Origin of the sequence: Pseudomonas brassicacearum (genome assembly GCF_003732265.1) — a bacterium.
Taxonomy (GTDB): Bacteria; Pseudomonadota; Gammaproteobacteria; order Pseudomonadales; family Pseudomonadaceae; genus Aquipseudomonas; species Aquipseudomonas brassicacearum_D.
Genome location: NZ_MOBK01000006.1, coordinates 824,422 through 841,636, shown reverse-complemented (window position 1 = coordinate 841,636; position 17,215 = coordinate 824,422). Strand labels below are relative to the sequence as shown.

General features: G+C 57.7%; 18 protein-coding genes and 1 tRNA gene. 10 read left to right on the top strand and 9 right to left on the bottom strand.

Annotated elements, in window-relative coordinates:
* The 3 genes from BK660_RS16805 (at nucleotide 1) to BK660_RS16800 (ending at nucleotide 4,353) form a co-directional block, all read left to right on the top strand.
* Entirely contained in the window at nucleotides 1-2,796 is a 2,796-nt protein-coding gene (locus tag BK660_RS16805) for a toprim domain-containing protein (RefSeq protein WP_123434191.1), read from the top strand.
* A 95-nt stretch (nucleotides 2,797-2,891) separates the two neighbouring features.
* Complete coding sequence (locus BK660_RS32615) at nucleotides 2,892-3,062, top strand: hypothetical protein (RefSeq protein ID WP_185045101.1); 171 nt, start codon at nucleotides 2,892-2,894, stop codon at nucleotides 3,060-3,062.
* A 106-nt stretch (nucleotides 3,063-3,168) separates the two neighbouring features.
* A complete protein-coding gene (locus tag BK660_RS16800; protein WP_123434190.1) occupies nucleotides 3,169-4,353 on the top strand; it encodes an Arm DNA-binding domain-containing protein in 1,185 nt (394 codons plus the stop codon).
* On the opposite strand, the gene BK660_RS16795 is transcribed toward BK660_RS16800, so the two are convergent.
* From BK660_RS16795 to BK660_RS16785, 3 genes are read right to left on the bottom strand one after another with little or no spacing between them, the layout of a single operon-like run.
* Entirely contained in the window at nucleotides 4,337-4,588 is a 252-nt protein-coding gene (locus BK660_RS16795; RefSeq protein ID WP_123434189.1) for a hypothetical protein, read from the bottom strand. The genes BK660_RS16800 and BK660_RS16795 overlap by 17 nt on opposite strands.
* Nucleotides 4,585-4,845 carry a hypothetical protein gene (locus tag BK660_RS16790; RefSeq protein WP_123434188.1) on the bottom strand — a complete coding sequence of 87 codons (261 nt, stop codon included), beginning with the start codon at nucleotides 4,843-4,845 and terminating at the stop codon, nucleotides 4,585-4,587. Before BK660_RS16790 ends, BK660_RS16795 begins: the two co-directional genes overlap by 4 nt.
* A 2-nt stretch (nucleotides 4,846-4,847) precedes the next feature.
* Entirely contained in the window at nucleotides 4,848-5,153 is a 306-nt protein-coding gene (locus tag BK660_RS16785; protein WP_123434187.1) for a hypothetical protein, read from the bottom strand.
* Between the two features lie 257 nt (nucleotides 5,154-5,410).
* On the opposite strand from BK660_RS16785, the gene BK660_RS16780 reads away from it, so the two are divergent.
* The 3 genes from BK660_RS16780 (at nucleotide 5,411) to BK660_RS16770 (ending at nucleotide 7,156) form a co-directional block, all read left to right on the top strand.
* Entirely contained in the window at nucleotides 5,411-5,650 is a 240-nt protein-coding gene (locus BK660_RS16780) for a hypothetical protein (RefSeq protein WP_123434625.1), read from the top strand.
* A 191-nt stretch (nucleotides 5,651-5,841) separates the two neighbouring features.
* Nucleotides 5,842-6,060: a hypothetical protein gene (locus tag BK660_RS33045; RefSeq protein ID WP_123434186.1), complete on the top strand. Its 219-nt coding sequence runs from the start codon at nucleotides 5,842-5,844 to the stop codon at nucleotides 6,058-6,060.
* A gap of 388 nt (nucleotides 6,061-6,448) precedes the next feature.
* Entirely contained in the window at nucleotides 6,449-7,156 is a 708-nt protein-coding gene (locus tag BK660_RS16770) for a hypothetical protein (protein WP_148057441.1), read from the top strand.
* Between the two features lie 129 nt (nucleotides 7,157-7,285).
* On the opposite strand, the gene BK660_RS16765 is transcribed toward BK660_RS16770, so the two are convergent.
* The 3 genes from BK660_RS16765 to BK660_RS16755 all read right to left on the bottom strand — a co-directional run bounded on the left by BK660_RS16765 (nucleotide 7,286) and on the right by BK660_RS16755 (nucleotide 8,383).
* Nucleotides 7,286-7,831: a hypothetical protein gene (locus tag BK660_RS16765; protein ID WP_148057440.1), complete on the bottom strand. Its 546-nt coding sequence runs from the start codon at nucleotides 7,829-7,831 to the stop codon at nucleotides 7,286-7,288.
* A gap of 39 nt (nucleotides 7,832-7,870) precedes the next feature.
* Nucleotides 7,871-8,089 (bottom strand): hypothetical protein, encoded by a 219-nt coding sequence (locus tag BK660_RS16760; protein ID WP_123434183.1) that lies wholly within the window; start codon nucleotides 8,087-8,089, stop codon nucleotides 7,871-7,873.
* A gap of 204 nt (nucleotides 8,090-8,293) precedes the next feature.
* A tRNA-Ser gene (locus BK660_RS16755) sits at nucleotides 8,294-8,383 on the bottom strand.
* Nucleotides 8,384-8,691: 308 nt separating this feature from the next.
* Here BK660_RS16755 and BK660_RS16750 point away from each other — a divergent pair.
* The 3 genes from BK660_RS16750 (at nucleotide 8,692) to BK660_RS16740 (ending at nucleotide 11,437) form a co-directional block, all read left to right on the top strand.
* A complete protein-coding gene (locus BK660_RS16750) occupies nucleotides 8,692-9,381 on the top strand; it encodes a crotonase/enoyl-CoA hydratase family protein (RefSeq protein WP_123434182.1) in 690 nt (229 codons plus the stop codon).
* Nucleotides 9,382-9,595: 214 nt separating this feature from the next.
* Entirely contained in the window at nucleotides 9,596-10,318 is a 723-nt protein-coding gene (locus tag BK660_RS16745) for a 1-acylglycerol-3-phosphate O-acyltransferase (RefSeq protein WP_123434181.1), read from the top strand.
* A gap of 147 nt (nucleotides 10,319-10,465) precedes the next feature.
* On the top strand, nucleotides 10,466-11,437 hold the full coding sequence (locus BK660_RS16740; protein WP_123434180.1) for a magnesium and cobalt transport protein CorA: 972 nt from the start codon (nucleotides 10,466-10,468) through the stop codon (nucleotides 11,435-11,437).
* 162 nt (nucleotides 11,438-11,599) lie between these two features.
* Here BK660_RS16740 and BK660_RS16730 read toward each other — a convergent pair whose 3' ends face one another.
* The 3 genes from BK660_RS16730 to BK660_RS16720 all read right to left on the bottom strand — a co-directional run bounded on the left by BK660_RS16730 (nucleotide 11,600) and on the right by BK660_RS16720 (nucleotide 15,795).
* Nucleotides 11,600-12,322 (bottom strand): amidotransferase, encoded by a 723-nt coding sequence (locus BK660_RS16730; RefSeq protein WP_123434178.1) that lies wholly within the window; start codon nucleotides 12,320-12,322, stop codon nucleotides 11,600-11,602.
* A gap of 95 nt (nucleotides 12,323-12,417) precedes the next feature.
* Complete coding sequence (locus BK660_RS16725; protein WP_123434177.1) at nucleotides 12,418-14,562, bottom strand: 3-hydroxyacyl-CoA dehydrogenase NAD-binding domain-containing protein; 2,145 nt, start codon at nucleotides 14,560-14,562, stop codon at nucleotides 12,418-12,420.
* A 27-nt stretch (nucleotides 14,563-14,589) separates the two neighbouring features.
* Entirely contained in the window at nucleotides 14,590-15,795 is a 1,206-nt protein-coding gene (locus BK660_RS16720) for an acetyl-CoA C-acetyltransferase (protein ID WP_123434176.1), read from the bottom strand.
* A 592-nt stretch (nucleotides 15,796-16,387) separates the two neighbouring features.
* On the opposite strand from BK660_RS16720, the gene BK660_RS16715 reads away from it, so the two are divergent.
* Nucleotides 16,388-17,209, top strand: a complete 822-nt coding sequence (locus BK660_RS16715; protein ID WP_123434175.1) for a c-type cytochrome — start codon at nucleotides 16,388-16,390, stop codon at nucleotides 17,207-17,209.
* Nucleotides 17,210-17,215 lie beyond the last annotated feature (6 nt).

Below are 17,215 nucleotides of genomic sequence, written 5' to 3'. Positions count from 1 at the left end.
ATGAAAGAGCAACTGCGCAGCGACGTGATCGAACGCCTGAAAAACGATTACGGACTTAAGCACCGGGCAAGCACTGACTACATGCGCGGCGGCACCTGCCCGAAATGCCGCCAGAAAACTCTGTACACACGGTTTTCGGCCCCCTGGCTGGTGATCTGCGGTAGACCTGAAAAGTGCGCTCACACCTTGCATGTGAAGGAGCTGTACGACGATCTGTTTGAGGACTGGAGCAAGCGCGCACCGGCAACCGATCAACACCCGAACGCCACCGCCCGCGCCTACTTGGAGTTTGCCCGGGGGTTTCGCATCGAGCTGATCCAGGGCTGGTTCACCCAGGAAAGTTTCTACTCGGGCGAACACAACGCCGGCAGCGCCACGGTTCGCTTTGCCTTGGAGAAAGGCGGCTGGTGGGAACGCCTGATCGACCAACCGCACCGTTTCGGAAAGATGAAAGCCCGCTTCAAATCGAAGGACAGCTATCGCGGCGTCTGGTGGTGCCCACCCTGTGTGGATCTGCTGGAAGCGAAAGAGATCTGGATTGTCGAAGGCATCTTTGACGCCATCGCCCTGGTGCACAACGACATCGTCGCGGTGTCGGCCATGTCCTCGAATGCCTTTCCTGAAGAGTCACTGCGAGCGCTCGCCCGTGACCGCGAAGGGAAGCTGCCCACGCTGGTGTGGGCCCTCGACAACGAATCGGGTGCCCACGCCTACACCAAGCGCTGGGCGAAACAAGCGCGAGCCTTGGGGTACGTCTGCGAGGCGGCCCAGATCCCGCTTCGTGACGGCCGCAAGACCGACTGGAACGATCTGCACCAGCGTTGGGACTTCATTGAAGACGACAGCGCACGCGCCGACCAGGTCGCGGCTGATCTCAAACAAGCGCGTCACCAGGGTGCCCTGTTGCTGGCCGAGAGTGCCGCCGAGAAAGCGCTGCTGATGTACGACTGGAACAAGCGCGGTGAATTCCACCTGGGCTTCGGCAGCCGCCTCTACTGGTTCAAGTTGGACATGGAGAAATTCAACCGGGCGATGCAGGACATCGAGGACAGCGAGAACCACGACGACCAGTTGCTCAATCAAGCACAGCAACGCGAAAAGGCACTGCAGCAATCAGGGAGCGTGGTCGAGATCGCCAACTGCTACCCACAAGCCCTGTATTTCCAGCGCAACGAAGTCACGGACGAGTCCTGGTACTACCTGCGCGTCGACTTCCCGCACGACTCCGAAAGCGTGAAGAACACCTTCACCAGCGGCCAGCTGTCAGCGGCCAGCGAATTTAAAAAAAGACTGCTCGGTATGGCGGCTGGCGCCATGTACACCGGGAGCGGTCAACAACTGGACAAACTCATGAAGGATCAGCTGTTCGGCATCAAAACCGTCTCGACGATCGATTACGTGGGCTACAGCAAGGAATACGGCTGCTATGTCTACGGCGACATTGCGATCAAGGATGGCGTCTCCTACAAGGTCAACAGCGAGGACTATTTCGAGTTCGGAAAACTGCGCCTGAAGACGCTGCAGAAAGGCGTGCCCATCAAGCTGCAGCGCGAGGGCAAAGACTTCAACGAGGCATGGCTGCCGTTGCTGTGGACCTGCTTCGGTGCCCAAGGTCTGGTAGCCCTGGTGTTCTTTTTCGGTTCACTGTTCTGTGAGCAGATCCGTGGACGCTACCAATCGTTTCCGTTCCTGGAAGCCACCGGTGAGGCCGGCGCCGGCAAGACCACCTTGCTCAACCTGCTGTGGAAACTGCTCGGCCGCGAAGGCTATGAAGGCTTTGACCCGATGAAGTCGACCAAAGCCGGTCGCTCGCGACTGATGGGCCAGGTGTCGGGCATGCCCGTCGTGTTCCTTGAAGCCGACCGTCATGGCGATGATCGATCGCACGCCAAGACGTTTGAGTGGGACGAACTCAAAGACTTCTACGGTGGCGGCACCCTGGCCACCAAAGGCGTGAAGACAGCCGGCAACGAAACCTATGAACCACCGTTTCGCGGGACGATCGCCATCAGCCAGAACGCCGCAGTGGTCGCCCACGAGGCGATCATGACCCGGATCGTGAAACTGCACTTTATCCGGCCGATCGTCACCCCACACAGCCGTGTGGCAGCGGACAAGTTGAACGCCCTGGGCGGTGGCACGTTGAGCCACTTCCTGATTCGAGCGGTGGGCAAAGAATCCGCCATCCTCGAACTGTTCGCCCAGCGCATGCCCGAGCACGAAGCCAAGCTGCGCCGCCTGCACACCCACTGCTTCGCCTGCGGCAGCGAATTCCCAGGCGAGCAAGGCAACTGTCGCAGCTGCGGTTATGACCTGCGCGGGTACATCCGCGTCGAGCGCATCAGCAAGAACCACGCGCAACTGCTGTCGCTGCTCGATGCCTTGCGTTTGATCCTGAAACTGGACGAGCCCCAGGTCGCGGCGACCCAACGCCAGATCGTGCGGATGGCGATCGAGCGCCAGGCCTCGATCAGCTCCGACCACCCGGCCGTGGCCGAGTTTTGGGAGGTGTACGACTACCTCGAATCACTCAGTGAAGACCCGGTGGTCGATCACAGCAGTGACCTGAGCGTCATCGCCATCAACCTCAACGAATTCAGCGAGCGCGCCGCCGAACACAAACAGAAGCTGGCGGACGTGGCCACCCTGCGTGACCTGCTCAAAGAGTCCCGCTCCCACAAGTTCCTGGACAGCAACAAGGCCGTTCACAGCGCCGTGCGTGCCGCATTGAACAACCGCAACCCGTGTTCACTGCCCCGGCCGACGACCGTGAAGTGCTGGACATTCAAGGCCTAAAGGAGAGTACGACCCATGCAAATTCAAGTGTTGATGGGCAACGCCGGCGAGCCCGCCCAGCAGCCCCCATTCCGCTGCCATGGGGAGCGATCGTAATGTCGGATCGACCGACCGCCCATGGGGCGCCGCGCTTTCCCTGGAACATCGACTACACCAGCCGGTGCGACCAGTGCGGCAAGTGGCGCGCCCAGGGCAGCCATCTGAAATGCAGCCGGCAGCGGCAACGGATCAATGCCCATCTGCGCCACCCACCGCCCAAGCGCTAAGCCGCGTCCACTAGAAGTTGCGCCTCCAGATACTGGGCCCGGAAACGGGCCTTTTTGTTTCCGATCGTCAGACTGTCGATACACGAGTACAGCGTTAGGGGTTTACATGAGTGGGGTCGAAGCTCGCGGTAATTCCGTGAGAATCTATTTTCAACACAACGGGGAGAAATGCCGCGAAGCCATCCCTGGGGGGAACACGCCGGCCACCGTGGCCCAGGCCAGGCGCGTGATCGACATCATCGAATACGAGATCCAGAGCGGCACCTTTGATTACGCCCGGCACTTTCCCCATTCGTCCAGGCTGGTGGAAAACACCTTTGGTCACTATCTGGACCTGTGGTTGAAGATCAAGGCCAACAGCGTGGCCGCTTCGAGCTATCGAGGGTATGCCAACAAGGCCGAGGTGCATGTGCGGCCGCGCTGGGGCAAGGTACAGATCAACCAGATCGATCACCTGGACCTGCAGGTGTGGATTCAGGACACCCTGTCGAAAACACTGAAGAACAAGACCATCCGCGACATCATCAGCAACGTGCGCCAAGTGTTCCGCCTGTACCGCACGCGGATGAAAGTCGCCCACGATCCGACTGAGGGTTTGATGGTGCGCCTGCCGGATCCCGAGGCACCGGATCCGTTCACCCGCGCCGAAATCCAACAGATCCTCGCCACCCCGACCCTGCGCACGCACGAGCTGTTGATGGTGCAGTTCATGTTATGGGCGGGGCCTCGGGTCTCGGAGACGATCGCCCTGGCCTGGGAGGATGTCGATTTGGCGCACGGCACGGTGACCTTTCGCCGGTCCAAGGTGCGTGGGGCCTACCGGGTGACGAAAACCCGGCGCTCGACGCGCAAGGTTCGACTCCTCGCCCCCGCCTGGGAGGCGCTGCAGAAGATCGATGCGCTGAACCGGAAAAGGAAAGCGGAAACCGTGGAGATCGTCGAGCGCGACAACAAGACGGTGCGCAAACACACCCTGCACTTTGTGTTCCTGAACACCAAAAGCGGGCTGCCGCACGTCAACGACTTTGTCGTGCGCGACCGCTTCTTTAAGGCGCATTTGCTGGCCGCTGGGGTTCGCTACCGGGGGCCCGGGCAGTGCCGGCACACCTACGCCAGTCAGTTGCTGACCACCGGCATTGCCTCAATCGATTGGATTGCCGAACAAATGGGACACACCAACGGCAATATGATTCGCCAGCACTATGGGACGTGGATCAATGAGGACGGACCGGATGTGGTCGGCATGCTGCAACTGGCGTTAAAGCTGTCACCCGTTACAGCTCCACACTAAACCCGCGCAGTCCGATGGTGTCGGCAAACTTGCCAACCGCCGTCAGGCTGGCCCAGGTGCGCAACGGCTCGCGGCGTGAGCGCACCGGGATCAGGCGCGACGTGGGACCGCCGAGGCGCACGGCCAGGGTCCATTGCTGATTGTTGCCGGCCACCCGGCTGACCACCGCTTCACGGATCGCGTGTTGCTCGACCAGGGCTAGCAGCACATCCGACTGGATCGCCCCGCCGATCATGCGCTCAGTTCTGCTTGTCGGACTTGAAAAGCCCGGTCAAACACCAGGTACAGGCCTTCGATGTCCTCTGGGTTCAGCGCGCGCAGGGTTTCGATGCCAAGGACAAAACCTTCGGCGCGGTCCGCCGCGCGCAGGGCGTCCAGCAGGGTCGCCGCGCTGCGGATCGCGCACAGCAACTTGCTGCCCTGGACGCGGATTGCCGCCGGCAAGTTCAGCGGCGCTAACGGATCGCCGCCGTTGCTGTGAGACGTGCTCATGCTCACACCATTAGCGCGGCAAAGCCGGCGCGCCAGGCTTTCCAGCCGATCATGGCATAGGCCTTCAATTGGATCAGGTGTTCAAAGGGCAGGCTGCCGGCGTCTTCCAAGCCGGTCAGGTACGCTTCCAATTCGCCCAGCGCGTCGGAGTACGGCCCCGGTGCTTGGGCGCCCAGCACCGCATTGAGGCGTTCATGCAGGCCTCTGCTGATCGCCAAGGGCAAAGCATTCACCAGCTCGCGCACCTGGGCGCGGGTCAGCAGCGGTTCTTCGTAATGGTCGAAGGCGGACAAATGGGGGCTTGGCATCGAGGTCGCTTCCTTTTCGAGTAAGTGGCGGTCTGGTCTGTGCGTAACACCAGAGGGCCAGGGTCTGGTCAGCCAGTCTAGGGGGTGGTGGTTTCCGGGGGCAAATAAAAAGGGGGCCACACCCGTTTCAGGTGTACCCCCCTTTTGAACATAAACGGCGATCTATGTATCTGTCGCCGAGGGCCGCTATCGGGCCAAGAGTGGCCACTCGATCTGCTTTCGGGCACCATAAAGCCGGGCAAAGACGAGCTATGGATATGAAACATGAACTTTGGCTGGAACCCGATGGTTGCCAGACTTTCTGCCTGGCGGGTGTTCACGGTGATGACGCGCGCAATCTTCTTTCAGCAAACTCGAAGCTGATCTGGATGGTCGAAGCTGACAGTCACTTCGAAGCGATGACCAAATACTATTCCTTCATGGCTTGGGGTGAATACCAGACAGACTTCCCCGAACAAGACCAAATATCCTACGCAGAGCTGGGATGGGGTGAGTAACGGATGTCAAGCGAGAGGATGAGCCATCCTGCGATTTGAGCTCTAGACCTACCGTCCGCATTGGGTCGTTTTCTGCCTTTCGCGACCGGCAGAGAACGGCCATTAGCGGTCAACCCAGATTGAGGTGCCTTGCACCAGCAGTTTTGGCTTTGCAGGATCCTGCCCATACGCACAATCAATAGAGGCATGCATTGGAAAGTAGAATAAGACCGGAAATCGAGAGAGCGACCTACGATGAGTTCTTAGCGCTTTGGGACAGAGGTGCATTCGAGAACCAGCGTTTGGGTCAGGCTTTCTACAACCATTTCCGTCTGCATCGTCTCAGCGATCAGAAGTTAATATATGGCCTTTATGAATCTGACGGCAAGAAAGCCATGAATGCAATTTCTGAAATATTTCAGATCAGGTAACAAGCACCACTCTTCTTCCGCCAATGAATGTAACAAGACCACTTTTGGGTCGACTCCTGCCCTTCACGACAGGCAGAAATCGGCCAAAAGCGGACATTCTCGATACCAATGTATGTCATGACTAGGGCTTTATCGTTGGGAGGGCTCAGTGCGTCAACCGCAGGGAAAGTCGTTTTTTTGTAGCAGGCCCCTTGAGCATATCCACTGCCGTCGGTCGTCTGAAGCCAATTTATAGTAGTGGCGATTTGACATGTCGCTGTGAACAGTTACGCTTTGAACAAATTGAAACCTGCTAAGTCTTCAACGACAAGAGACTGATTATTTATGACTATTATCCACGAATAATCGAAACGACGAATGCGACACGAAGAATTGGCATGGTGAAAGTATGGATAGAAAGAAAATATGGCGGGGATTGCTGCTTGTATTAACGTGCGTAGTAAATTTTTCTGCGGCGAATGAGCGATGTGGAATGCTCGCAGGGAACGTCATTGCTTTTGATTCATCGTATACTTTTCTTCCAGTCACGTATAAAGGAGTTAATTACTGGGGGGGCGAAGACTATAAAAACTCGTCAAAAGGATGCGCCGACCCAATAAGCGCGATAGGCTTTGTAGTTACCTATCCAGAATTTGGCCCGCCGGGAAGAATTAATTATTATCTTGGGAGTAATAGAGGCAACGCAGCTCTAAATGTATATGAACGCAAAAAAGATGACGGCATTTTAATAACACTACTATACCGGGAGCTAGAGAACTTTGAGTTATCATCAGAGGCAGCCAGACGGTTAGCCATTAACAATTATCAAAACAGCATTTTTAATAAGCGACTTGGGCTTTTTAGATTTCAAATTATCTCTAAAACCATGCCTTATCGACGAGAAGTTTTTTGGAGCAAAAAAAACGACACCGTTGATGCGGTTTTTGATTGTGAAACTTTTCCAAAAGCTCAGGCCGTCTGCGATCAATACTGGTTCCATCCTAAATTCGAGGTATTCATGAAAGCCTCCTATGTGCGTGGTCGATTAAGCCACTGGCGGGCCATAAAAATGAAATCAGAGATGCTATTGGATTCATTCATAAGGAAAGAGAAATAAAATATGGCGGGTGCGTAAATGATCGTCCGCTATGGGTCGACTGCTGCCCTTCGTGACAGACAGCAATCGACCACGAGGGGGCATCGTACGTCTAAGTAACTAGGGGCGAAGCAGAGCTGAAACATATTGCTAGGCATCTGCTAACACCTTAAGCCTCGCGCGTATGCTCTGGCAGAGCGCGTCGAAACGCTCGGGTTGCCGCTCCTCATAGAAAAAAATCCCCTCGCTGCGTGTCGGTGCCTCAATGATCGCGGATATTGACTCATCAATTGCACCAACAATAGATTTGCGCTCTATGGAGAGTTGATCTGTATTGAAGTGAATAAAATTGTTTCTGGACTCATTTAGCCAGCTTATCAAGTCCCGATTTATTCCGGACTCTTTACCAAATAGTCTGTCGAATAGCTCCATAAAGAAGTCGAGCTGAGGATCCGGTAAATCCTCACTGTTTTCATACGCCGCTAACCACTTCTTGAGGTGACTCGGCTTCCATGTATCAAAACCTGCGCTGCCTCGAAGCGCAATGCATACAGCACCCTGCAGGGCAGAATGAGCAGCGATGAGCGCCCACTTCCAACAGGTTGCCGTCATTGGCGCCCCCTGAATCTGAGCAAGAAGTTGCTCGAGGGATGTTTCCAGATCAATAAAACGGTCGAACCGAATATAGTCTTCCATGTTGTGCCAACCCTTCATGGTGCCTAATGGGGCGACTCCCTAAGACTGCCGTAGTAGCGTAATCGCATCTGTAATCGCCTTTGCGTTCATGTCCAAGGTTTCCATGGCCACGATTGCATTTTCCGCAACAGTCTCTACGCCATTCTCTGAAAGCCATTTCGTGACCTCCTCTATTGCCGCTCCAAGCGCATGCTGGTTGTGCAGCAGCAATGTCAGAGCGTCTGCCGTGGCAATGTTGGAGTCTGAGTCGTAGGGCATGGAATTCGTCCTTGGAGTTGGGTTTGGAAAAGCCTAGCTCATCGCGTCGCCGGCGAAGGTCAGTCACTCGTTCGGCAAGCCCCATTTACGCACCAAAATAGAGCCCCAGTCCCATCTCAGTCCCATATGGCCTTTTTTCAGACGCCAAAAACCACAAACCCCCGACTTTCTCTAGGAAAATCAGGGGCTTGCGTTTACTGAATGTGGCGGTGAAGGAGAGATTCGAACTCTCGATACAATTTCTTGTATACACACTTTCCAGGCGTGCTCCTTAAGCCACTCGGACACTTCACCGTATCTCGTCAAACAAGTTCTGTCTGTCGAGGCGCGCTAATGTAGTCGAAACCTTTTCCGATGGCAAACTTTTTTTGCAGAATTTTCATGCGCTTAGCGTTTTAGTCGTTCCACCGGTTTCGAGCTCATGGCAAACCTGCCAATCTCCGGCTTCGCACCTGCATCTATATAGAAGGGAATGCGCCGCGGATGTGGCGGGCTACGCTTGCCCGGCGGGGAAAGGGTGACTGGCGGGTCAGTCACGGCGCTTTACCTGGCCTGCCGCGGTGGGTAACGTCTGCCCCAACTTTCATACAAGGAATAGCGTCATGAGTGAGTTGATTTCCTACCATCTCGAAGACGGTATCGCGACCCTGACCTTGAGCAATGGCAAGGTCAATGCCATCTCGCCCGACGTGATTGCCGCTTTTAACGCTGCGCTGGATCAGGCAGTGACTGATCGTGCGGTGGTGATCATTACCGGTACGCCGGGGATTCTGTCCGGTGGTTATGATTTGAAGGTGATGACGTCCGGCCCGAAAGAAGCCGTGGCGTTGGTCACTGCCGGTTCGACGCTGGCCCGTCGCCTGCTGTCGCACCCGTTCCCGGTCATCGTCGCGTGCCCTGGGCATGCCGTGGCCAAGGGTGCGTTCCTGCTGTTGTCGGCCGATTACCGCATTGGGGTTGATGGCCCGTTCAGCATTGGCCTGAACGAAGTGCAGATCGGCATGACCATGCACCACGCCGGTATCGAGATCGCCCGTGATCGCCTGAGCAAGGCTGCGCTGCATCGCTCGGTGATCAATGGCGAGATGTTCAATCCGAAGAGCGCCGTGGACGCAGGTTTCCTCGACGTGGTGGTCTCGGCCGAAGAGCTGGAAGGTGCTGCACTGGCAGCCGCTCGTCAGTTGAAGAAGATCAACATGACCGCGCACAAGAACACCAAGTTGAAAGTACGCAAGGCGCTGCTGGAGACGCTGGACAACGCAATCATCCTCGATCAGCAACACTTGGGCTAAGCCCGGACGCGCTGCACCGAAAAGCCCGACCGTCGTGTCGGGCTTTTTCTTACGCGCCGTGTTGAAAACTCTATAACCGCTCTAGAACGCGTCTGACCCACAAGTCGGAAACATGCGCACAAACATCGCCTATCTCCCTCCTCTATAGCGGCAATTGCCGAAAACAGTGCACATCCGTACACTGCGCCACCTTTTGTCCCGGTGGGGCCTGTAAATGCTGTTTGTGTTTCGTATGTTCTTGATGGGCCTGCACTTTATTCTGGCCGGTGTGCTTGGTGTGATTCTGGGCCTGTGCCGCCCGTTCAACCCGGACAACAGCCGTTTGTGCGCACGCCTGTATGCGTGGCCGGCGATGTGTATTTTGCGTTTACGGGTGAAGGCCGATGTCGGTCCCTTGATGGACAAGCCTGACAGCTGCGTGATCATCGCCAATCACCAGTCCAACTACGACCTGTTTGTATTCGGCAACGTGGTGCCCCGCCGTACCGTGTGCATCGGCAAAAAGAGCCTGAAGTGGGTGCCGCTGTTCGGGCAGTTGTTCTGGCTGGCCGGTAACGTATTGATCGACCGCGGCAACGCGCACAAGGCGCGCCAGTCGATGCTGACCACCACACACACCTTGCAGCATGAAGACACGTCGATCTGGGTCTTCCCGGAAGGCACGCGCAACCTTGGCGAAGAGTTGCTGCCGTTCAAGAAAGGCGCGTTCCAGATGGCGATTGCTGCCGGCGTGCCGATCGTGCCGGTGTGTGTCAGCAGTTACGTCAAACACATGCGATTGAACCGCTGGCGCAGTGGGAAAATTCTGATCCGTTCGTTGCCGGCGATTCCGACAGCGGGATTGAGCCTGGACGACATGCCCCTGCTGATGGCCCAGTGCCGCGAACAGATGCGCGAGTGCATCGCTTCGATGGATCGGCAACTGCAAGCCGCGTAAAAAGAAACCCGCCTGGTGCGGGTTTTCTTTTGCCTGCGAACTTTTGCCTGCGAACTATGCAGAGTTCGCTCACTCTGAAGCATCAGACAAGGCTAAGCTCAAGATTGCCTGCCACTGCCACCTGCTAATAAGAAGTGAACCTGAATCATGGGTAGAGTTGTTGCTGCTGCGGTTTACAGCGCCGGTAAGAAAGTCACCAATATCACCCTCGACGAAGGCGCTGCCTGGGCCGCAAAACCCGACCACTTTGTCTGGATCGGCCTCGAAGAGCCGGACGCCCAGGAACTGGCCAACCTGCAACGCCAGTTCAACCTGCACGAACTGGCGATCGAAGATGCCCTGGAAAAGCACAGCCGGCCGAAGCTCGAAACCTTTGGCGACGCACTGTTTATCGTCACGTACTCGCCGATTCGCAAGGAAGGCAAACTTGAGTTCATCGAGACGCATATCTTTGCCGGTAATGGTTACATCATTACCGCGCGCAACGGACATTCGGCGTCCTACGCCTATGTCCGACAGCGTTGTGAGGCGCGTCCGTTGCTGCTGGAGCACGGGGAAGACTTTGTCCTCTACGCCCTCCTCGACTTCGTGATCGAAAACTACCAGCCCGTGGGCGAAGCGATCCACGCCGAGATCGATGAGCTGGAACGCAACGTGTTGTGCAGTGCGCTGAATGAACATGACATCCAGAAACTGCACGGCCTGCGCCGGGACGTATTGCGTCTGCGGCGTTATGCGGCGCCGATGGTCGAGATCGGTGAGGAACTGCAGAAGCTGAACTTCCCGTTCATCGACAAGAACATGCGCCCGTATTTTCGGGATGTGCAGATCCATGTGACTCGGCAGATGGAAGACCTGACGACCCTGGCCGACATTGCCAGTCAGACGATTGAGGTGGGGGTGTTGCTGGAGGCTTCACGCCAGAGCGTGGTGCAGCGCAAGTTTGCAGCGTGGGCGGCGATTTTGGCGTTTCCGACGGCAGTGGCCGGGATTTACGGGATGAACTTTCAGAACATGCCGGAGCTGGCGTGGCATTACGGGTACTTCGGGGTTCTGGGGTTTATTGCGCTGGGATGCACGGGGTTGTGGGCGAGTTTCAAAAAATCCGGATGGTTGTAACGGCTGGGTTCTCTGTGGCGAGGGAGCTTGCTCCCGCTGGGGTGCGAAATGCCCCCAACATTCTTCAGACAAATCGCGTTGCCTCACTGACGACTGCTGCGCAGCCGAGCGGGAGCAAGCTCCCTCGCCACAGAAAGTCCCTCACCGCAGGTATTGTGCTCGTCAGACCGTTTCTGGCTTGTGCGCCACAAACCGCATCATCCACTCCGCAACCGTAGCGCCATGATGCTCATGCTCAAGGCTCTTCACGCCTTTCGAATAGATTTGCTCACCCAGCGCTTGCTGACGAATTTCCAGCAGCGCGCGCGAATAATCGTGAATGAATTCCGGATGTCCCTGGAAGCACAGCACTTGATCATTGATGTGATAAGCCGCGAACGGGCAGAAATCGCTGGAGGCGATGACCGTGGCGTTTTCCGGTAGCGAAGTCACCTGGTCCTGGTGGCTGATCAACAAGGTCAACTCTTCCCTGACCGGGCTCATCCACGGCGCCTTGGCCGCGAGTTTGTAACTGTGGGTGCCAACGCCCCAGCCTTGGGTGGCACGTTCGCTTTTGCCGCCCAGCAACAGCGCCAGCAACTGATGGCCGAAACACACGCCCAGGAGTTTGTCGCCGCGTTCGTAGCGGGTCAGCAGGTATTTCCTGAGGGTTTCGATCCACGGGTCGGTGCCGAAGGAGTCAGCCTTGCTGCCGGTGACCAGATAAGCGTCGAAGGTCAGGTCATCGCTTGGGTATTCGCCCTGCATCACGTTGTAGACCGTGAACTCGGCCGCGATAGGTTGCTGCGAAAACAGGTGCTTGAACATCTGCCCGTAGCCCTGATATTGGTCGACCAATTCTGGACGCAGGATGTCGGTTTCCAGAATGCAGATGCGTAACGACATAAAAAATACCTGACACGTGATGGGAATAATGCACACCCCAGAGCCTGCCTCGAAACACCGTTCCAAGGCAAGCCCTGCGAGGCGTCACCGGTCCCTTAAAACGTCTCCCCCTTGGCGGCTTTTTCCAGCAACAACGCTGGCGGATTGAAGCGTTCGCCATACTGCGCGGCCAGGTATTGGGCACGGGCGACGAAGTCTTGCACGCCGTACTGATTGATGAATTGCAGCGCGCCGCCGGTCCAGGCCGCGAAACCGATGCCGAAGATCGAACCGACGTTGGCGTCCGCCGTCGACGTCAGCACGCCCTCCTCCACACAGCGCACGGTTTCGATGGCTTGCACGAACAGCAGGCGATCACGCACATCCTTTGGCGAAATCTGCCCGTCTGGCTTCTCGAAACGGCTTTTCAGCTCTGGCCACAGATGTTTCTGGCCAGCGGCCGGGTATTCGTAGAAGCCGCCGCCTGCCGCTTTACCGGGGCGTTTGTATTCATTGAGCAGCAAGTCGATCACCGCAAATGCCGGATGCTCTGTCAGCGGTTTCCCTTCGGCTTGCAGGTCTTTGGCCGTTTGTTGGCGGATATGGCTCATGAGGCTGAGGGAAACTTCGTCAGAAATCGCCAGCGGCCCGATGGGCATGCCGGCCTTGCGTGCTTCGGTTTCTATCATCGGTGCGCTGACGCCTTCGCCGAGCATGGCGATGCCTTCGTTGGTGAAGGTGCCGAACACCCGCGAGGTAAAGAAGCCGCGACTGTCATTGACCACGATCGGGGTTTTCTTGATTTGCAGGACGAAATCGAAGCCTCGAGCCAGGGTTTCGTCGCTGGTATTGGCGCCTTTGATGATTTCCACCAGCGGCATTTTTTCCACGGGACTGAAGAAGTGCAGGCCGATGAATTTGCTCTGGTCCGGCACCGCAGTGGCCAGGCCGCTGATCGGCAACGTCGAGGTGTTGGAAGCGATCACCGCATCCGGCCCGACGATTTTTTGTGCGGCTGACGAGACCTTGGCTTTGAGCTCACGGTCTTCGAACACCGCTTCGATAATCAGATCGCAACCGGCCAGGTCCGCATCGTTTTCCGTGGTGCGGATCCGCGCCAGAATCGCCTCGCGTTGCTCGGCAATCATCTGGCCGCGCGCGACTTTCTTGTCCAGCAACGCTGCCGAATGGGCCTTGCCCTTCTCCGCTGCCGCCAAGGTGATGTCCTTGAGCACCACCTCGATGCCCGCCGATGCGCTGACAAACGCGATGCCCGCGCCCATCATCCCGGCGCCGAGCACCCCGACTTTTTGCGTCACGTAAGGCGCAAAACCTTGCGGCCGCGAGCCGCCGGCATTGATCTCGTTGAGTTGGAACCAGAAGGTGCCGATCAGGTTTTTCGAGACTTGGCCGGTGGTCAACTCAGTGAAGTAGCGGGTTTCGATCAGGTGTGCCGTGTCGAAATCCACTTGGGCGCCTTCAACCGCCGCGCAGAGGATTTTCTCCGGCGCGGGCATGCAGCCTTGGGTTTTGCTGCGCAGGATGGAGGGCGCGATGGCGAGCATCTGCGCGACTTTCGGGTTGGATGGGGTTCCGCCGGGGATCTGATAACCCTTCACGTCCCAGCGTTGTACCGCCGTCGGATTGTCCAGAATCCAGGCCCGCGCCTTGCTCAGCAGTTCGCCAGGATCCTTCGCCAGCTCGTCAATCAACCCCGCCTGCAGCGCCTGTTGTGGCCGGACTTTTTTGCCTTCCAGCAGGTAGGGCAAGGCTTTCTCGATGCCCAGCATCCGCACCATGCGCACCACCCCGCCGCCGCCCGGCAGCAAGCCGAGTGTGACTTCCGGCAGGCCGAGTTGCACGGACGGATTGTCCAGCGCCACGCGGTGATGGCACGCCAGGCAGATTTCCCAACCGCCACCCAACGCGGCGCCGTTGATCGCAGCCACCACCGGTTTGCCGAGGGTTTCCAGGGTGCGCAATTGGCCTTTGAGGGTCAGCACCATGTCGTAGAACGCTTTGGCTTCGGGTTTGCCGACCTTGATCAGTTCATTGAGGTCGCCGCCGGCAAAGAACGTCTTCTTCGCCGAGGTGATGATGACCCCGGCGATGCTGTCTTTTTCAGCGACCAGCCGGGCGACGCAGGCGGCCATGGCTTCGCGGTAGACCGCGTTCATGGTGTTGGCGCTCTGGCCCGGCATGTCGATGGTCAGGACGACGATCTGGTCCTGGCCCTTTTCGTAACGAATGGCTTCAGTCATGAACATGTTTCCTTGGAAGTCGGGGGCTCAGAGGCGTTCGATGATGGTGGCAATGCCCATGCCGCCACCGACACACAGCGTCGCGAGGCCATAGCGCAGGCGCCGGGTTTCCAGCTCATCGAGCAACGTGCCGAGAATCGCGCAGCCCGTGGCGCCCAGCGGATGGCCCATGGCGATGGAGCCGCCATTGACGTTGACCTTGTCCGGATCGATGGCCATGTCCTTGATGAACTTGAGCACCACCGAGGCGAACGCTTCGTTGACTTCGAACAGATCGATGTCGTCCACCCGCAGGCCGGCCTTGGCCAGCGCTTTACGGGTGGCCGGTGCCGGGCCGGTGAGCATGATGGTCGGATCGGTGCTGGTGACCGCCGTGGCAACGATTCGCGCCCGAGGCTGCAGGCCCAGCGCCCGGCCCTTGGCTTCGGAACCGATCAGCATCAGCGCTGCGCCATCGACGATCCCGGAGCTATTGCCCGGCGTGTGCACGTGATTGATCCGCTCGACATGGCTGTAGACGCGCAACGCCGTGGCGTCGAAGCCCATTTGCCCCATCATCTCGAAACTCGGCTTGAGCTTGCCCAGGCCTTCCAGCGTGGAGTCGGCGCGAATGAACTCATCGTGATCGAGCAGGATGATGCCGTTCTGATCCTGCACCGGCACCAGCGACTTGTTGAACGAACCGTTCGCCCGAGCCCGCGCCGCTTTCTGTTGCGAGTGCAGCGCGTAGGCATCGACGTCCTGGCGGCTGAACCCTTCGAGGGTGGCGATCAGGTCGGCGCCCACGCCTTGCGGAGTGAAATGGCTGTGCAGATTGGTTTCCGGGTCCAGCGCCCAGGCCCCGCCATCGCTGCCCATCGGCACGCGGGACATCGACTCGACCCCGCCGACCACCACCAGGTCTTCGAAACCGGAGCGCACCTTCATCGCGCCGAGGTTCACCGCCTCAAGGCCCGAAGCGCAGAAGCGGTTGATCTGCACGCCCGAGACGCTGACGTCCCAATCCGCCACCTGGGTCGCGGTCTTGGCGATATCGGAGCCTTGATCACCAATCGGCGTCACGCAGCCGAGCACCACGTCATCGACCTGGCTGGTATCGAGCGAGGTGCGCTGTTGCAGCGCCGTGAGCAAACCGGCCACCAGATTGACCGGTTTGACGCTGTGCAAGGCGCCATCGGCCTTGCCTTTGCCACGGGGCGTGCGTAACGCGTCGAAAATCAAAGCTTGGGTCATGACGTCCTCGAACCTGGCGGTGAGTGAAAACTGAGTGCTCACTCTTATGCCGGGCGACCGTGGATTCAATGACCGCAGTGCTCATCGACGTTGACGGACACGCTCAGACGGACGGTAGCGAGCTACCGGCTTAACCGATTCAAGAGCCGGAAGTGTCTAGCAATAGGGCGCCCAAGAAGCTGGCAATAAGCCTCATGCCGTTTTAATAGCTTTTTCCGGTAGTTCCATACGAAATGGATCTAAACCACGAGTGACGCGGGCTCTAAGGTGAAGTGTACGAAGTTGTCGTCGGGTTTTGCCGAGGCGCTCGTCCTACAGGAAGTGCACCGCTCTGCCGTCATGGAGATATGCAGGCAGGCATCAGGAAATAACAAAAAAGGCGGTCAAGCCATGTTCAAACATTCGAAAGTACGTCAAGCCGGGCTCATTCTTTTCGCCACTACGCTGTTGTTGATTTTGCCGAATCTGACCAAGGTGATTGGCTAGTCGGTAAATAAAACGGTGTCAGGTATTTATATCGTCATTCCAAAAATGTGACTGGCCCGCTACCCGGGCCAGCGTGGGTGTGCCAACCTTTAGGCACTTCCACGACATGGACGGCGATCTATTGAAAAAGCTCATTCTGTTTGGGGCCATGCTGTTCAGCACGCCTCTGTTGGCCGCACAGCTGAACCTCGAGCTGGGCGCGACCACTCGCACCTGGCAGACCGAAGAACTGCTCAAGCACCCGCAAGTCCAGACCCTTCATATTACCGACGACGTTTCCTACAAACGGGACATGAGCTATCAAGCGGTGCCGCTGGCGGCGCTGTTGACCGGCATCAAGCCCGATGACCATTTGCAAGCCGTGGCGCTGGACGGATTTGCCGCCGAGTTGACCGCGGCTCCTTTGCTCAACACCCAAGGTGCGCGAGCGTGGCTGGCGATTGAAGACCCGGCCAAACCGTGGCCGGCGCTGTCAGAAGGCAAGCCGGGTGCCGGGCCGTTTTATCTGGTCTGGACGGATCCGCAAGCCGGCAATATCAGCCCGGAGCAATGGCCGTTTCAGGTCGCGAGCATCAAGCGCCTGGCGTCGGTGGCTGCGCGCTTCCCTGCCCTGCTGCCTGATCCGGCATTGAAGGCGAACGATCCAGTGAATCAGGGATTTGCGTTGTTCCAGAAGAACTGTCTGGCATGCCATCGATTGAACGGTGCCGGGGATGCGCAGTTCGGGCCGGATTTGAATATTCCGTATAGCCCGACCGAGTATTTCGGGGCGGAGTTCTTGAAGCGCTATATCCGTGATCCGCAGAGCTTGCGCCAGTGGCCGCAGGCGAAGATGCCGGGGTTTGCGGCGCAGGTGTTGCCTGATGCGGATCTGGACATGCTGGTGGGGTATTTGAAACACATGGCCGGACGTAAAACTAAGCCCTGACAGTAT

Bases quoted from the DNA above. Each gene is read 5' to 3' on its own strand.
- BK660_RS16720 (WP_123434176.1), bottom strand. From the start codon at position 15,795: ATGACCCAAGCTTTGATTTTCGACGCGTTACGCACGCCCCGTGGCAAA.
- BK660_RS16760 (WP_123434183.1), bottom strand. From the start codon at position 8,089: ATGCCCTACGACTCAGACTCCAACATTGCCACGGCAGACGCTCTGACA.
- BK660_RS16725 (WP_123434177.1), bottom strand. From the start codon at position 14,562: ATGACTGAAGCCATTCGTTACGAAAAGGGCCAGGACCAGATCGTCGTC.
- BK660_RS16795 (WP_123434189.1), bottom strand. From the start codon at position 4,588: ATGATCGGCGGGGCGATCCAGTCGGATGTGCTGCTAGCCCTGGTCGAG.
- BK660_RS32615 (WP_185045101.1), top strand. From the start codon at position 2,892: ATGTCGGATCGACCGACCGCCCATGGGGCGCCGCGCTTTCCCTGGAAC.
- BK660_RS16750 (WP_123434182.1), top strand. From the start codon at position 8,692: ATGAGTGAGTTGATTTCCTACCATCTCGAAGACGGTATCGCGACCCTG.
- BK660_RS16740 (WP_123434180.1), top strand. From the start codon at position 10,466: ATGGGTAGAGTTGTTGCTGCTGCGGTTTACAGCGCCGGTAAGAAAGTC.
- BK660_RS16785 (WP_123434187.1), bottom strand. From the start codon at position 5,153: ATGCCAAGCCCCCATTTGTCCGCCTTCGACCATTACGAAGAACCGCTG.
- BK660_RS16730 (WP_123434178.1), bottom strand. From the start codon at position 12,322: ATGTCGTTACGCATCTGCATTCTGGAAACCGACATCCTGCGTCCAGAA.
- BK660_RS16805 (WP_123434191.1), top strand. From the start codon at position 1: ATGAAAGAGCAACTGCGCAGCGACGTGATCGAACGCCTGAAAAACGAT.
- BK660_RS16800 (WP_123434190.1), top strand. From the start codon at position 3,169: ATGAGTGGGGTCGAAGCTCGCGGTAATTCCGTGAGAATCTATTTTCAA.
- BK660_RS16770 (WP_148057441.1), top strand. From the start codon at position 6,449: ATGGATAGAAAGAAAATATGGCGGGGATTGCTGCTTGTATTAACGTGC.
- BK660_RS16765 (WP_148057440.1), bottom strand. From the start codon at position 7,831: ATGGAAGACTATATTCGGTTCGACCGTTTTATTGATCTGGAAACATCC.
- BK660_RS16790 (WP_123434188.1), bottom strand. From the start codon at position 4,845: ATGAGCACGTCTCACAGCAACGGCGGCGATCCGTTAGCGCCGCTGAAC.
- BK660_RS16715 (WP_123434175.1), top strand. From the start codon at position 16,388: ATGGACGGCGATCTATTGAAAAAGCTCATTCTGTTTGGGGCCATGCTG.
- BK660_RS16780 (WP_123434625.1), top strand. From the start codon at position 5,411: ATGAAACATGAACTTTGGCTGGAACCCGATGGTTGCCAGACTTTCTGC.
- BK660_RS16745 (WP_123434181.1), top strand. From the start codon at position 9,596: ATGCTGTTTGTGTTTCGTATGTTCTTGATGGGCCTGCACTTTATTCTG.